This is a genomic window from Actinomadura syzygii, from assembly GCF_008085905.1.
Classification (GTDB): Bacteria; Actinomycetota; Actinomycetes; order Streptosporangiales; family Streptosporangiaceae; genus Spirillospora; species Spirillospora syzygii.
Map to the genome: position 1 here is coordinate 315,299 of NZ_VSFF01000013.1, position 14,864 is coordinate 330,162.

13 protein-coding genes and 1 pseudogene are annotated in these 14,864 nt (G+C 70.9%); 8 read left to right on the top strand and 6 right to left on the bottom strand.

The features are described from left to right. Positions 1 to 38 precede the first annotated feature (38 nt). The 3 genes from FXF65_RS44085 (at position 39) to ligA (ending at position 3,145) form a co-directional block, all read left to right on the top strand. A complete protein-coding gene (locus tag FXF65_RS44085; RefSeq protein ID WP_187412634.1) occupies positions 39 to 359 on the top strand; it encodes a CU044_2847 family protein in 321 nt (106 codons plus the stop codon). Between the two features lie 73 nt (positions 360 to 432). Next, on the top strand, positions 433 to 1,083 hold the full coding sequence (locus FXF65_RS33355; RefSeq protein ID WP_148354040.1) for a GNAT family N-acetyltransferase: 651 nt from the start codon (positions 433 to 435) through the stop codon (positions 1,081 to 1,083). 70 nt (positions 1,084 to 1,153) lie between these two features. Next, positions 1,154 to 3,145 (top strand): NAD-dependent DNA ligase LigA, encoded by a 1,992-nt coding sequence (ligA, locus tag FXF65_RS33360; protein ID WP_148354041.1) that lies wholly within the window; start codon positions 1,154 to 1,156, stop codon positions 3,143 to 3,145. A gap of 13 nt (positions 3,146 to 3,158) precedes the next feature. On the opposite strand, the gene FXF65_RS33365 is transcribed toward ligA, so the two are convergent. The 4 genes from FXF65_RS33365 to FXF65_RS33380 form a co-directional block, all read right to left on the bottom strand. After that, complete coding sequence (locus FXF65_RS33365) at positions 3,159 to 4,265, bottom strand: polysaccharide pyruvyl transferase family protein (protein WP_222868860.1); 1,107 nt, start codon at positions 4,263 to 4,265, stop codon at positions 3,159 to 3,161. A gap of 84 nt (positions 4,266 to 4,349) precedes the next feature. Beyond that, the gene (locus FXF65_RS33370; protein ID WP_148354042.1) at positions 4,350 to 5,348 is read right to left on the bottom strand and encodes a CU044_5270 family protein; all 999 of its coding nucleotides are present in this window, start codon (positions 5,346 to 5,348) and stop codon (positions 4,350 to 4,352) included. Positions 5,349 to 5,350: 2 nt separating this feature from the next. Beyond that, positions 5,351 to 5,893 (bottom strand): RNA polymerase sigma factor, encoded by a 543-nt coding sequence (locus FXF65_RS33375; protein ID WP_187412635.1) that lies wholly within the window; start codon positions 5,891 to 5,893, stop codon positions 5,351 to 5,353. A 58-nt stretch (positions 5,894 to 5,951) separates the two neighbouring features. After that, positions 5,952 to 6,764, bottom strand: coding sequence for an NAD(P)H-binding protein (locus FXF65_RS33380; protein ID WP_148354044.1), 813 nt, complete (start codon positions 6,762 to 6,764; stop codon positions 5,952 to 5,954). A gap of 79 nt (positions 6,765 to 6,843) precedes the next feature. Here FXF65_RS33380 and FXF65_RS33385 point away from each other — a divergent pair, with 79 nt between their 5' ends. Together FXF65_RS33385 and FXF65_RS33390 are read left to right on the top strand one after the other, a co-directional pair. Continuing rightward, positions 6,844 to 7,353, top strand: a complete 510-nt coding sequence (locus FXF65_RS33385; RefSeq protein ID WP_148354045.1) for a TetR/AcrR family transcriptional regulator — start codon at positions 6,844 to 6,846, stop codon at positions 7,351 to 7,353. A gap of 55 nt (positions 7,354 to 7,408) precedes the next feature. Then, on the top strand, positions 7,409 to 8,203 hold the full coding sequence (locus FXF65_RS33390) for an ArsR/SmtB family transcription factor (protein ID WP_246199287.1): 795 nt from the start codon (positions 7,409 to 7,411) through the stop codon (positions 8,201 to 8,203). Positions 8,204 to 8,509: 306 nt separating this feature from the next. On the opposite strand, the gene FXF65_RS33400 is transcribed toward FXF65_RS33390, so the two are convergent. Next, positions 8,510 to 9,151, bottom strand: coding sequence for a hypothetical protein (locus FXF65_RS33400; RefSeq protein ID WP_148354046.1), 642 nt, complete (start codon positions 9,149 to 9,151; stop codon positions 8,510 to 8,512). Between the two features lie 277 nt (positions 9,152 to 9,428). Here FXF65_RS33400 and FXF65_RS33405 point away from each other — a divergent pair. From FXF65_RS33405 to FXF65_RS33415, 3 genes and pseudogenes are all read left to right on the top strand, one after another. Then, positions 9,429 to 10,916 (top strand): annotated as a pseudogene (locus FXF65_RS33405) (SDR family oxidoreductase); the annotation flags it as partial. 670 nt (positions 10,917 to 11,586) lie between these two features. After that, positions 11,587 to 12,069, top strand: coding sequence for an MSMEG_6728 family protein (locus FXF65_RS33410; protein ID WP_148354048.1), 483 nt, complete (start codon positions 11,587 to 11,589; stop codon positions 12,067 to 12,069). A 126-nt stretch (positions 12,070 to 12,195) separates the two neighbouring features. Beyond that, the gene (locus FXF65_RS33415; protein ID WP_148354049.1) at positions 12,196 to 14,307 is read left to right on the top strand and encodes a DUF1990 family protein; all 2,112 of its coding nucleotides are present in this window, start codon (positions 12,196 to 12,198) and stop codon (positions 14,305 to 14,307) included. On the opposite strand, the gene FXF65_RS44880 is transcribed toward FXF65_RS33415, so the two are convergent. After that, a complete protein-coding gene (locus tag FXF65_RS44880) occupies positions 14,238 to 14,843 on the bottom strand; it encodes a TMEM175 family protein (RefSeq protein WP_222868861.1) in 606 nt (201 codons plus the stop codon). The two genes, FXF65_RS33415 and FXF65_RS44880, sit on opposite strands and share 70 nt — an antisense overlap. Between the last annotated feature and the right edge of the window lie 21 nt (positions 14,844 to 14,864).

Genomic DNA, 14,864 nt, shown 5'->3' on the forward strand with positions numbered 1-14,864 from the left:
GCAACGATAAATGGTCGTAATGGCGTACGCTGCGGGACGTGACCGCTCTGGAGATCCCATTGGAAGGCGGCGGCCGGCTGGTCGTCGAAGTCGGCGCGTCGGAGCGCGAGGAGATCAGGCCGGTCGGCCGCGCGAGCCGGGTGGCGGAGCAGGCGGGCGCGACGTTGCAGGACGCGCTCGACGGGATCACCCCGGCGGTCGAAAGCATCGCCCGCAAGCTGCGCGCCGTCCAGGACCCGCCCGGCAGAGTGGAAATCACTTTCGGCATCAAGGTGTCCGGTCAGGCCGACTTGATGATCGCGAAGACGACGTCCGAGGCGCATTTCCAGGTGACCGCCGAATGGTCCGGCTCAGCTTGATTCGGTCCGCGCCCTGATCGGTCGGCCGAAAAAACCGGATGAGCTCCGGCGGCGGGACGGCCAGTATGGGGGGATGCTCGTGGATCACTTCCCCCTGGTCGGGTTGCGGCTGCGGACGCCCCGGCTCGAACTGCGGCTGCCGTCGCCCGAGGAACTAGCCGCGCTGGCCGAGGTGGCGGCGGAGGGCGTCCACGATCCGGGGACGATGCCGTTCCTCGTCCCGTGGACCGACCGTCCGGCCGCCGAGGTGGCGCGTAGCGTCATCCAGCGCCACTGGACGAAGCTCGGCGAGTGGACGCCCCAGAACTGGTGCCTTGACCTGGCCGTCTTCCATGAGGGCGCCGCCGTCGGGATGCAGGACGTCAGGGCCCGCGACCTGGCGGTGACCCGCCGGGTGGGCACCGGGTCGTGGCTCGGACGCCGCCACCAGGGCAAGGGGATCGGCACCGAGATGCGGACCGCCGTGCTGGAGCTGGCCTTCGCCGGGCTGGGCGCGGACGAGGCCGAGTCCAGCGCGTTCGCGCACAACGAGGCGTCCCACGGGGTTTCGCGCAAGCTCGGCTACGAACTCAACGGCACCGACCGCCATGCCGTCCGGGGCGCGCTGACCGTCGACCACCGCATGCTCCTGACCCGCGCCGCCTGGGAGCGCCACCGCACCGTCCCCGTCACCATCGAGGGCCTCGACCCGTGCCGGGCCCTTTTCGGGCTCGACCTCGCGTGACACCCCCTCACGGTGCGTGACGGACGAGCGGGGTGCGGACACTGTCGGTGGCGTCGCGTTTAATCGAGGCGTGGACGTTGGAAAGCGCATCGCGGAGCTGACCGCCGAGGTCAAACGGCTGAACGACCTGTACTACGGCACGGGCGACAGTCCCCTGCCCGACGCCGACTACGACGCGTTGAAGGACGAACTGGCCGCGCTGGTCGCGGAGAATCCGGAGCTTGAGCCGTCCGACAGCCCGTTGGGCAGGGTCAACGCGCCCGCCGAGCTGACCGGCCCGACCAGGCGTCACGCGCGTCCGATGCTGTCGCTGGCGAAGGCGACGAGCGAGGAGCAGATCCGCGTGTTCTGCGACCGGTTCGGCGGCCAGGTCTTCCGCGTCTCGGAGAAGCTCGACGGGCTCTCGCTCAGCGTCGTCTACACGGACGGACGACTCGACTACGTCGCCACGCGCGGCACCGGCGCGGTCGGCGAACTGGTCACCGAGAAGGTGCGCCATGTAATCCCCGGCCTGCCGACCGAGATCGACGCGCCCGGACGGATCGAGGTCCGCGGCGAGGCCGTGATGCTGCGCTCGGTCTGGGCCGCCTACAACGAGGCCCATCCCGACCGGACGCTGACCAACCCCCGGTCCGGCGCCGCCGGGACGCTCGTGCTGAAAGACCCCGAGGCGGCCGCCGCGGCCAAGCGGCTGCTGCGGTTCTTCGCGTTCGGCGCCGACCGCGACGGCGTTGCGGTGGACGTCCCCGCCGGTTTCGAGCCGGTCGCCCAGTACGTGTGCGCCACCGGCGACGAGGTGATCGACGCCATCCACGAGATCGGCGGCCGCCGCGACGGGCTGGACTACGACATCGACGGCGCGGTCGTCCGGCTGCACGAACCGGCCGCGTTCGACGCGGCGGGCTTCAACAGCGCCGAGCCGCGCGGGGCGATCGCGTTCAAGTACCCGCCGGAGGAGAAGCTCACGACGCTGCTGTCGGTCGAGTGGCCGGTCGGCAAGATCGGCCGCGTCCCGCCGCGCGCCAAGGTCGCGCCGGTGTTCGTCGGCGGCGTGACCGTGGAGAACGTCACCCTGCACAACCCGCGCCTGATCCGCGAGCGCGACCTGCGGATCGGCGACACGGTCGCGGTCGTGCGGCGCGGCGACGTGATCCCGTTCGCCGGGCGTTCGCTGCCGGAGCGGCGCGACGGGAGCGAGGTCGAGATCGTCCCGCCGACGCACTGCCCGTCGTGCGGGTCGGAACTGGAGGTCCGCGGCACCGGCGAGGAGCGCTGGTGCCTGAACCTCCAGTGCCCGGCGCAGGCGACGCGCCGGTTGATGCACTGGGCCTCGCGGCAGGCGGCCGACATGGAGGGCGTCGGCGACGTCTGGATCGAGAAGCTCGCCGAGGACGGCGTGCTCCGCCGCCGCAGCGACTTCTACGACCTGACGGCCGACCAACTGCTCGGATATGAGCGGATGGGCGAGGTCAGCGCGAAGAACATGGTCGACTCGATCGCGTCGTCCAGGGGCGTCGGGCTGCGGCGGGCGCTGATCGGGCTGGCGATCCCGATGGCGTCCGAGGGCACCGCGAAGCGGCTGTGCCTGGCCGGATACCAGCGCGTCGAGGACGTCGCCGCCGCGACCGCCGACGACCTGGTGGCGATCCGCGACATCGGGCCGAAGGCCGCCGAGAGCATCGTGGCGTTCTTCGCCCGTCCGGAGGTCCAGGAGGAGATCGCGGCGCTGCGCGAACGCGGCGTGAGCCTCGACGTCCTCGACGAGGACCGTCCGGTCGACGCGGCGGCCGCGGGCGATTCGCCGCTCAAGGGGAAGTCGGTCGTCATCACGGGCGCGTTCACCGACCCGCGCTCGGGCGCCAAGATCAGCCGTCCGGACGTGACGCGCCTGGTCGAGCAGGCGGCGGCGACCACCGCGTCGTCGGTCTCGTCCAACACCGACTACCTGCTGACCGGCGACAACGTCGGTGCGGCGAAGACCGCCAAGGCCGAGAAGCTCGGCGTGACGGTCGTCGCCCAAGACGAACTATGGCGCTGGCTGGCCGAGGCCGGGATCGCCTGACGCCGCCACCAGACTAGGAATAGACCTTCGCCGCGATGGCGGCCTTGGCCTCCCGGAAGGAGCGGAGCACCGGCGCATCGAACCCGCCCCGGCTTGGCCGCTCCGGCACCTGCGGGATCTCGGCCAAGGTCCAGCCGCTGCCGCGATCCGCCAGCGAGCGGTGCTTGGTCGAGTAGTAGTCGGCCTTGACCGACACCGCGACCCCGGCCGCACCCGCCGCGGCCGCCAGCAGATGGAAATGGAACCGGGTGGAAATCCAGACCTGCCCTGGACCGGCCGGAAGGCCGTGCTGCCACACCCCGGCGAACGGATAGAACCGCACGTCAGGAAGGTCCGCCTCGATCAGCTCGAAAACCGACCGGTCCACTCCTGGAATTCCCTCGACAATGCCGACCTGGCCGCCCGTCACGCCCCATGCGCGCACGGTCTCCAGCACGAAGGACGCCAATGCGGCCCGGGGCATTTCCAGCAGATCCGACTGGAGGCAGAGCATGATTTCGCGCAACTGCTCCCCAGGCCGCCGGTACAGGTGCGGGCCGATTCCGAAGAACATGTCGTCCCCGGTTTCGGACGCCGCCGTCCCGACCAGGCGGGCGGACGGCTCGTCCCGCACGTCGACGATCTCGAACCGCGACGCCAGCTCACGCACCAGGACCTCCGCGTGATCGGCCACGGGCCACAGCCCCTGACCGGTCATCGCCGCGCGTCCGCCCGACCTCTCCACCGCGCCCACCGCGGCGGCCAATAGCCCGTAGTGCTTCGGCCAGACGCGGTTGACGTAGCCGCCGCCGATGATGTGCACCACCCGCGCCTCGGCGGCCAACTGGATCCCGGCCGCCCACCGGCAGGCCATCGACGGATTGTGCATCGCCTGCCGCACCCACCGGACGACCTCCCACGGCTCGTCCCCCGGCGCCTCCCAGCACAACCGCCAGAAGGTGTCGGTGAACCGCACCCGAGGATGCAACCCGCCCAGCAGAACCTGCGCCGGACCAGGGCTCGGACAGTCCAGCCAGACCTCCGTGTCCGGAGCCCGCTCCGCCAGATACCGCAGCCACATGGCCGCGATCAGCTCGTCCCCGTAATTGGGAAACCCGGTCGTCCCGACGAGATAGAACACAGCCCTCCACCTTTCCACCCGGCGCTGAAGCGCCCGCGCTAAGCGCCCGACAACTCATACCGCACGGGCGGAAGAAATGGTCGGCTAGGCGGCCGGCTTGTCCACGGTGGGCCGCTGGCCCGGGCGGTCGACGATGCCGGAGGCGAGCCGGACCGACTGGCTTTCGACGGTGCCCTTCTTGTAGGTCATGCCCTGGTCGGTGTGGTCCTCGGTGACGAGGGTCCGGTGGCCCCGGTAGGCGAAGGTGGACGGGTCGAGCAGCACCTCCTGGCGCAGCCACCCCTCGGCCGGGAGTGAGAGGGACAGGGCAGGACGGCCCCGGAGGTCCACGGCTTGCTTGTCCAGCGTCACGCCGGGGGTCTTCGCGAGAGCCTGGTAGATGGCCGCCTCCTGAGCCGGGGGCAGGACGCTGTCGGCGAGGACCGAGCCGAGGATCGAGAACTGGCCGGTCTCGCCGCCCCGGCTCGCCTTGCGGGCCCAGGCGAGCAGCGCGTCCGGGTCGCGGGGCAGCTTGGACAGCGTCGCGTAGTCCTGCGGCGGCATCGCCCCGCCGGTCGGGGAGAGCTCCAGCTTGCCCCCCTCCAAGGAGGCCATCATCTTGCCGTCGGCCCGGGTCCAGAGGGAGTCGACGACCTTCTTGGGCCGCGACTCGGAAGTGAAGACCCCCTGCTTCTCCGGGTTCCCGACGCGCCGGTACTCGGTCTGGACGTAGGCCCACTGATCGGGACGGGGAGCGGTGAACGGCCGTCGCCGCGCCTCGAACGCGGCCCGTCCGAGCGCCTGCTCGGCATTGGCCACCGGCCCGGCGAGGAAGGCGGGAACGCCCGGGTTCCGCCTGCCGTTCTCGTCGGCGCCGCCCAGGTTCTGCGCCACGGTCGTCCCACCGGCGATCGCCACCGCGAGACCGCCCGCGACGACCACGCGCGCCGTCCACGTCCGGGCCCTGGTCGGTGAACCGCTGGCCATGATCCGGGCGCGGGCGGCGCGGCCGGTGCCGTCCTGCGCGGAGCCCGCCATGCTCCCGCGCGGGACGGGATTGGCCGGAGCGAGCATCGTGCGGACTTCCTGAATGTCGTCGTTCATATCTACGCGCTCCTTTTCGCCAGCGGGACAAGGACGGGCCGGTCCGAGGTGTCGAGTTCGGCGAGCGCGGCCGAGAGGCGGTGCCGCGCACGATGCAGCCGGACGGAGAACGCGGCCTCCGAGCACCCGGCGACGATCGCCGCCTCCCGGACGCTGAGCTCCTCCCAGCCGATCAGCTGCAGCGCCTCACGGTCGCGGGCGGAGAGGCTCCGCAGGGCCGCGCCGATGCGCTCGTCCTCCACGAGGCGGTGGGACACGTCGGCGACCGGCTCCCGCGTCCCGTCGTGATCTTTCAAACGCCCCCACAGCCGCAGGCGGCGACGGCGGCCCCGCGTCTCGTTCGCCAGGACGTTCCGCGCCACATGCAGCAACCAGGCGAACGGGCGGTCGGCCGGTATGCGCGCCCGGCGCCGCCAGGCGATCAGGAAGGTCTCGGCGGCGACGTCCCGCGCCGTCTCGGGATCAACGCGGCGGGCCGCGTAGCTCAGCACGTCGTCGTAGTAGGCATCCCACAGTTCGGCGAACCCGTCATCAGGCTCTGGCACACCGGCTCCTCTCGGCCGCTTCAGTGTCACAGCGAGATGTCCGGTGCCTCCGAATTCCTTACACCGCGCTTGTCTCCCCTAGGAACTCGCGTAGGGAACGCGGCGGGCGTCCGAGGATGTCGGCCACGGTCGTGGTGGTGCTCGCCCAGCGTCCGTCTCCGATCTGCGCCATGAGTTCGGCCAGGTCACGGGCGGCGGGGGCGGGCATGCCGCGCTTCTCCAGATGGACGGCGGCCTCGTCGACCGGCATGTCCACGTAGCGCACGGTCCGGCCGTAAGCCCGGGTGAGCTCGTCGGCGATCTCGTCGTGCGTGGGCGCGGCCGGGCCGGTGAGCTCGTAGACGGCGTCGTCCCCGATGGGCCGTGTGAGCAGCGCGGCGGCGACCGCCGCGATGTCGCGCGCGTCGATGTAGCCGACGCCGCCCCTGCCGTACGAGCCGAAGATCCGTCCCTCCTCGTCTACGTCGCCCGCGAGGTTCTGCATGAAGCCGACCGGCGCGAGGATCGACCACGGGACTCCCGACGCCTTGAGATGGTCGTCCACCTGCCCGTGCATGCCGAACCCGAGCAGGCTGCTCGACGTCACGCCGCGCACGGAGACGGTCACCACCTGCGCCGCCCCTGCCGCCGCCGCATGGTCGATCACCGCCTTGTGCGCCCGGACGAACCCCGGCCACAGCGCGCTGTTGAGGAAGAGCCGGTCACCCGGCTCGATCGGGACGGTGTCCGGGCGCTCCAGGTCGCCGACCACGTAGTCGCATCCCAGTTCCTCGCCCTGCTCCGCACGCCGTACCAGGGCCCGCGCCGCACCGCCCAGCTCCCCGAGCAGCGCGCGGCCGATCGTGCCCGTCGCGCCCGTCACCACGATCATCAAACAACCCCCTAAGCGGAATGTCACCTTCCGCTTCTATAATAAGCGGAATACTGTCGTCCACTTCAAGGGGAGCTCAATGCGCGCCGACGCCCGCCGCAACCGGGACAGGATTCTGGAGGCGGCACGCGACGCGGTGGCCGAGCGCGGCGCGGACGCGCCGATGGAGCTGATCGCCCGCCGCGCGGGCGTCGGCGTCGGGACGCTCTACCGCCGCTTCCCCGACCGCGGCCTCCTGCTCGCCGCCCTCGCCGAGCAGTACGTCCACGAGCTGACGGACGCCCTCGACCAGGCCGTGGCGGACGAGCCGGACGCGCTGGCGGCCATCCGCGCGTTCATCGTCCACAGCGTGGAGAAGAGCCGCGGCGCCATCGCCGCCGCGCTGGCCGACACCTCCGCGCCGGAGGCGAGGCAGGCGTTGATCCGCCGACTCGACGACCTGGTGCGGCGGGCGCAGGCGGACGGCGCGATGCGTTCGGACGTCGGCACCGGCGACCTCATGGAGCTGCTCAACGTGTTCGCGTGCCACCCGGGCGTCGTCCCGGAGCGCTTCCTCCCCCTCCTCCTCGACGGCCTCGCCGCGACCTGACCAGCGGCGATGCTTCGCTTGACAATATGCAGGTAGTTACCTGCATAATTCAGGGGTGAGCTTGGAAGCCAACGCGATGGACGCCGCCTTCAAGGCGCTGGCCGACCCGACCCGGCGCCTGCTGCTCGACCGGCTGCGCGAGCGCAACGGCCAGACACTGGGCGAGTTGTGCGAGCGCGTGGAGATGGCGCGCCAGTCCTTGACGCAGCATCTCGACGTCCTGGTCGGCGCGAACCTCGTGACCGTGGTCCGGCGCGGGCGGCAACGACTGCACTACCTCAACCCCGCGCCGATCCACGAGATCGAGCAGCGCTGGATAGCGGAGTTCGACAGGCCACGGCTGCAAGCGCTCAGCACCATCCGAAATCAAGCCGAGGAGTACGCCATGACCGAGACAGCCGTCTCAGCGCCGACCTACGTCTACGTCACCTACATCCGTGCGAGCGCCGAGCAGGTGTGGCGCGCGCTGACGGACGCCGACCTGACCGCGCGCTACTGGGGGCACGCGAACGTGTCCGACTGGCAGCCCGGTTCGTCCTGGGAGCACCGGCGCGCCGACGGATCAGAGGCCGTCGACGTCGTCGGCAAGGTGCTCACCGCCGAGCCCCCGTCCCGGCTCGTCATCACCTTCGAGGACGACCTCGACTCCGTGTCGCTGCGGGAGCCGTCGGTGGTCACGTTCCTCGTCGAGCCGCACGAGGACATCGTCCGGCTGACCGTGACCCACGAGAACTTCCCCAACCAGGAGATGTTCAACGGGGTCTCGCGGGGCTGGCCCGCCGTCCTGGCGAACCTGAAGTCCCTGCTCGAAACCGGCGAGGTGCTCCCCCAGGCGCCCTGGAACATGTAGCCGAACGCCCGACCCGATCAGAAGGAAGAACCCCGTGGAATCCGCCGACCTCCAGGTGGCCTACCGTTCGCTGCTCGACGCCGCCGCCACCGTGACCGACGACGGCGGCGCGAGCAGCGTCCCGCCGCCCGGCGAGTGGACCGCCGACCAGATCCTGGCGCACGTCTCGCTCATCACGGCGACCACCATCGCCGCCGCATCCGGTCGATCAGCCCATGCCGCTGCGGGATCTCCTAACGGGCCTCGCCGAAAACGAACTGCCCGGCCACACGCGACAACTCCTGTCCCTGAAATGAACGACTCATTTCAAGAGAGCAGACGGATCGAACCGGCGATCTGGTCCAGCTCTTTGATCTCCTTACCCGGTTTCATGCCGAAGGTGATCCCGCAGAGCTTGTCACCGGGCGCCAGGATCCTGAATTGCACGGCACGCGCGGAGACAGCCATGTTCAACGAGTAGCTGACCTTGACCGCGGGCAATCCGCCGATCCGCAAAGTGCGTGTCTGGATGTCCTCGGCGCCGAGCCGTGCCAGGCCGATCTTCGCCTCGTTCGCCAGCTCATCGGCTCCGATACCCTCGTCCGGAGCGCAGAGACCGCTGATGTTGTTCACGTACTCGCGTTCGGCCCCGGCCGCGTCGACCACGTAGAGCAGGTTCTTGCCCTTGAGCTGGGCCACGCTTCGTTCGATGGCCTCGGCCGAGGCGCCGGGGATTTCCGCCTTCCTCAGCTTCTCGGCGAACTCACCCGACTTGACATCGATGTCGATCCACCCCTTGGGAACGACGATCGAAAGCCCGGCCTCCGGGTTTTCGATCCGGTGCCACCCCGCCGGAACGGTCGCCTTTTCAGCCGTGGGTACCGAACCGCCCGCGTCATCGCCCTCGGCGGAACAAGCAGCCACGACCGCCAGGCCGAACATGCCGACGACGAACGCTACGTGCTTCACTCACAAACCTCTCCAGAACACCCGCGTTCACAGCATGCGGGATGCCGATAATGTCACCACTCCGGTACGCCGCGCTGTGAACGTCGCCGGAGACGGCGAGCAATTCTGTCATTCAGGCCGAGGGCTGGGGAATCTTTTTGATCCCAGCAGCTCACGGCGACGGGCACTTCTCCACTTCCAGGAACGGTAAAGCGCCCCTCCACCACCGAAAACCTGCTGGTCCGGGGCTTGTGCGGGTGGACGCCGGGTACGAAGCGGCCGAGCCGAAGGGGGGACGATGGGCGACCGCGACGACCGTGCCGGGCGCTTGTTCCTGGTGACGGGGGCCAGCGGTTACATCGGCGGACGGCTGGTCCCGGAACTGCTGCGCAGGGGGCACCGCGTGCGGTGCATGGCGCGTTCGGCGCGGCGGCTGCGCGACCACCCGTGGGCCGGGCAGGTGGAGATCGTCGAGGCCGACGCGACGGATCCGGAGTCGACCCGGCTGGCCCTGTCCGGCGTCGACGTCGCCTACTACCTGATCCACGCGATCGGCGGCGGGAGCGGGTTCGCCGAGACCGACCGGCGGGCCGCGCGCACCTTCGCGGGCGCCGCCCGCGACGCCGGTGTGCGGCGGCTGGTCTACCTGGGCGGGATGGACCCGGCCGGGGAACTGTCACCCCACCTGTCGTCCCGCGCCGAAGTCGGCCGGATCATGCTGGACGCCGGAGTGCCCGCGGTCTGGCTGCGCGCCGCGGTGATCACCGGGTCGGGCTCGGCGTCGTTCGAGATGCTCCGCTACCTGACCGAGCGGCTCCCGGTGATGGTCACCCCGCGCTGGGTGCGCACGCGGCTCCAGCCGATCGCGATCCGGGACGTCCTGCACTACCTGGTCGCGGTCGCCGACCTGCCCGCCGACGTCAGCCGGGGCTTCGACATCGGCGGCCCGGACGTGCTCACCTACGCCGACATGATGCACCGCTACGCCGCCGTCGCCGGGCTGAGGCGGCGGCTCATCATCCCGGTCCCCGCACTGAGCCCGGGGCTGTCGAGCCTGTGGGTCGGCGGCGTCACCCCGGTGCCGGGGAGTCTGGCCCGCCCGCTGGTGGAGTCGCTGCGCAACGAGATGGTCTGCCGCGAAGACGACATCGGACGGTACGTCCCGCCACCGCCCGATGGCCCGACCGGGTTCGAACGCGCGGTGTCGCTGGCGCTGCGCCGCGTCCGCGACGCCGACGTGGCCACGCGCTGGTCGTCGGCGAGCGTCCCGGGAGCCCCGAGCGACCCGCTGCCGACCGACCCGGACTGGGCGGGCGGCAGCCTCTACACCGACGAGCGCACCCGCACCGTCAACGCGTCCGCCGAACGTTCGTGGACGGTCATCGAGGGCATCGGCGGCGACCGCGGCTGGTACTCCTTCCCTCTCGCCTGGCGCGTGCGCGGCATCCTGGACCGCCTGGTCGGAGGGGTCGGCCTGCGGCGGGGCCGCCGGGACCCGCACCGGCTGAGGATCGGGGAGACAGTCGACTTCTGGCGCGTGGAGGAGATCGAACCCCCGCGACTCCTGCGCCTGCGCGCCGAGATGCGGCTCCCCGGCCTCGCCTGGCTGGAACTGCGCGTCACAGAACGGGACGACGGCCGCTCCGACTACACCCAGCGGGCGCTGTTCCATCCCCGAGGGCTGACGGGCCACGCCTACTGGTGGGCGTTCAAGCCGTTCCACGACCGGGTCTTCGGCGGAATGTCCCGCGGCATCGCCCGAGCGGCCGAACACGACCGTCCGGCCGGGGCCGTTTACGCGGCCCGCTCCGGGTATCGGCCGGGCATGGACGTGACCCGCTCACGGGAGCTTCTGGGCATCTACCTCAACGATCACCTCGCGGCGGCCGCCGGGGGCGTGGCGCTGGCCCGCCGGGTCGCGCGAGGGCATCGTGACCCGGACCGCGCCTCGGACCCCGCCTCGGAACGAGCCTCGGACAAGGCCGAGCGGCTCGGACGGCTGGCCGACGACGTGGCCGCCGACCGCGGGGCCCTCCTGGAGATCCTGACGTCGCTCGGCCTGCCGGTCCGCCGGTACAAGAGCCTGGCGGTGTCGGTCGCCGAGAAGGCGGGACGCCTCAAGCTCAACGGCGGTCTCGTCCGCCGCTCGCCGCTGAGCGACGTGGTGGAGTTGGAGGCCATGACCCTCGCCGTCCAGGGGAAGCGCGCCGGATGGCGCACCCTCCTCGCCGTCGCCGAGCAGGAGCCCGCGCTCGACACCGAGCGGCTCCGGATGCTCGAGGAGCGCGCGGACGAGCAGCTCGCCATCCTGGAGCGCCTCCGCGCCGACGCCCTCCGCGACACGTTCCAAAAGCCGGGCACCCCGGACCGCGCCGCCGCGCCGCTGAGGTCCTAGCCGGGACGTTCAGCCGCCCGGCGCCGGGCCCTCCGGACGCCGGGACGATCGGGGGTGAGCCGTGCAGACCTTCCTTCCGCACGCGGACTTCGCCGCCACGGCCCGGGTCCTCGACCAGCGCAGGCTCGGCAAGCAGCGCGTCGAGGCGCTGCAGATACTGCGCGGGCTGACGGTCCCCGGCTACGGCTGGCGGAACCATCCGGCCGTGAAGATGTGGACCGGGTACGAGGAGGCGCTCGTCCGCTACGGGCTGGAGATCTGCCGCCATTGGTCCGGCCTCGGGCACCGCGACACGTGCGCCGCCACCCTGAGGTCCGAGCTGGCCGGAGCGGTCGGCGTCGAGCGGCCGCGCGTCCAGGACGGGCTGGCGGACGCCGGTGAGCTGCCGCCCTGGCTGGGCGACGCGGCGCTGCACCGCAGCCACCGCTCCGCGCTGGTCCGGAAGGATCCCGCGTTCTACAGGCCCCTCTTTCCCGGCGTCCCCGACGACCTGCCCTACGTCTGGCCCCGGTCGGACCGCGAACGCGCGGCCGACCCCACCTGACCGGGCCGTCAGCGGTCCTGCGCGGTTCGTCCCGTCCCGCACGGGTATGGCGGAGCGGGTCGCGGCCGGACGGGCAGGTCATGGCCGGACGGGCGCGGGATCACACGGCGAACATCGGGGGACGCTGTGCGGACACGATGGCGGCGGCGGGCGCGGGCGGCCCGCTGGCCCGCGGGCATGGGCATCGCCGGATGGCGGTGGCTGCGGCGCTCCCGGCGGGTCCCGCGGCGCAGGCTCCGGTCGGGCGCGCTGCCCGAGGCCGACCGGTTCCCGCACCACGACGGAGACCGGACGCAGGGTGCGCGGCAGGGGGTCGGCCCCACCTTCCAGCGGCGCTACATCGTCCAGATCACCGGCAGCCCGCTGTCCCCGGGAGAGTTGATCAGTCTGGTCGGCGCCGATCTCAACGCGGCGTCGCCGGTGGAGGTCGCGGTCTTCGACAAGACCTCGGGAGCCGCCCGGCGGCTGGAGGTCGGGGACGAGTACGTGGTCCACATGCCGGGGCCGTGGAACTGTCCCGTCCGTGTGGTGGAGCAGACGCCGGAGTCGTTCCGGTTCGCCACCCTGCGCGGCCACATGGAGGCCGGTGAGATCGAGTTCCGGGTGGCGGAGGGCCGCGAGGGCGGCCTGGTCTTCATGATCGAGTCATGGGCGCGCAGCGGCGACCGGCTGGCCGAGCTGCTCTACGCGAAGGTGGGCATCGCGAAGGAAATGCAGCTCCACATGTGGTCGCATTTCTGTATGCGGGTCGCCGCACTCTCGGGAGGCCGCGTGGTCGGGGAGATAGAAGTCCAGACGGAACGGAAGGAAGTCCCCGGAACGGAGCGGCGGAGAGGGCCGGTCGGCCGCGCCGTCGAAGCGGTGTTCGTGCGGGGTTTCACGCTGGCCGCACGGCGGCTGCGAGACCGGCCCCTGCATCCGAAGGGCCTTGTCGTCGATGCCGCCTTGCGGCTGCACGGCACGTCCCAACGCTGGGGAGTGCCATTGCTGGACGACCAAGCGGAACTGCATGGCAAAGCGCGGCTCTCCCGCGCGATTGGGCTGCCGTCCGCGCTGCCGGACATCCTCGGTCTGGCGCTGCGATGGACGCTGCCGAACCCCGAGACCGACGACTTGGAAACCGTCGATCTACTGCTGGCCACGTCCGGGCGCACCATTCTCGGCCGCCATGTTCTACGTCCCATGAACCGATGGAGTCCCGCGTTCTACGGCTCGCTGCTGGCATACCGGGTCGGTGACCGCCGCGTCCTGCTGGGCGCGGTCGCTAGGGGAACGCGCCGCGCACCGGCCGACCTCGCGACCCTCGCACGGGCCCTGGACGAGCAACCACTGCTTTTCGACCTGATGGTGGCCACCGAGTACGGCCCGTGGGAGCGATTCGGCGAACTACGGCTCACAGGACCGGCGCACAATGACGAGCGCGAACCGATGCGTTTCAATCCGACCCTGCGCCCCGTCCCCGAACTGCACCCGGCGGGATTGTTCCAGCAGATACGCGGCACCACTTATGCGGCCGTCCAGCAGGCCAGTCCCCCTCACGAGAGCCGCGGCGCCGTTCGCCGGAAGACACGGACCCCGCCGCGCATGCGACGGGAATACGCCGAACTGCACCGCCGCCGCCTCAACTTCGACCCGCGGCAGTACAACATGGACGGGCCCGAGAAGGGCTGGCATGTCGACGACTACCGGCAGCAGTTGCCCCCGGAGCCGCCGGGTCCGCCGATTCCGGGCGGAAGCTGGGAGGTCGCCCGCCGCCTGACCCGGAACTACGAGTACGCCGACCCGACCATCATCAGGCGGATCCTCCGCTCGGGCCCGCCCGCGCCCGGCCGGGACATGCTGCTCGAAGCCCGGTTCTACGGCCTGCCCTTCTACCTCGGACTCCGCGTCGGCGGCGTCGTCGACACGACCATCGAGGAGAACGGACGCCGGGCGAGAGTGTGGGGCTGGAACTACCAGACGCTGGAAGGACACCTCGAACGGGGCCAGATGAGCCAGGAGGTCCGCAAATGGCTCGACACGGGTGAGGTGGAATTCCACATCCACGTCTTCTCGCAGGCCGCGTCCGCGTCCCACCCGGTGGTGCGTCTCGGCTTCCTGCTCTTCGGCCGATACATGCAGTTGAAGTTCTACAAACGCGCATGCCGCCGCATGAAGGCCCTGACGGTTCAGGGCCTATACCGACGCCAAGCCTTCTCAACGGCGGAGGACAGGAAGAGCAAGAGCAACGTCCAGTAGCTCAGGCTCGGAATGGTCACCGCTAGGACCAGCGCGACGGCCAGCAGCCCGGCGGCGGTGACCGAGCCGGTGACGTATTCCGACGGCGGCGGAGCCGTCTTCGACGCCAACTCCGGATTCGCCCGGACGACGAGTACCAGCCCGGTCTGGAACACCACAGCGAGCAGAACCGTGGCGATATAGAACCCCGCCGTGAAACGGTCGTTTCCGTAAACGCCGACCATCTCCGTCGGGAAGGGCAGCACGACGATGGTCAGCAGCCACCCGGCATTGCACATGACCAGAGGCTTGGAACAGGCCCGCACATGCCGGAAGAAGTCGTGGTGCGAGAACCACAACCGGCTGATCACCGCGAAGCTCAGCAGGAAGCTGAAGATCTCCGGCTTGTGCTCGGTGATCACCTCGGTGGCGGTCTGCCCGTCTCGCGCCGCCTGGGGCACCACGTCCACCAGCGGCAGGACGAGCAGCGTGACGGCGATCGCGACGACGGCGTCGGTGAAGAAGACGAGCCGGTCGGGATCCCTCGGGATGGACACCGCGCCAACTCTGCCAGCCGC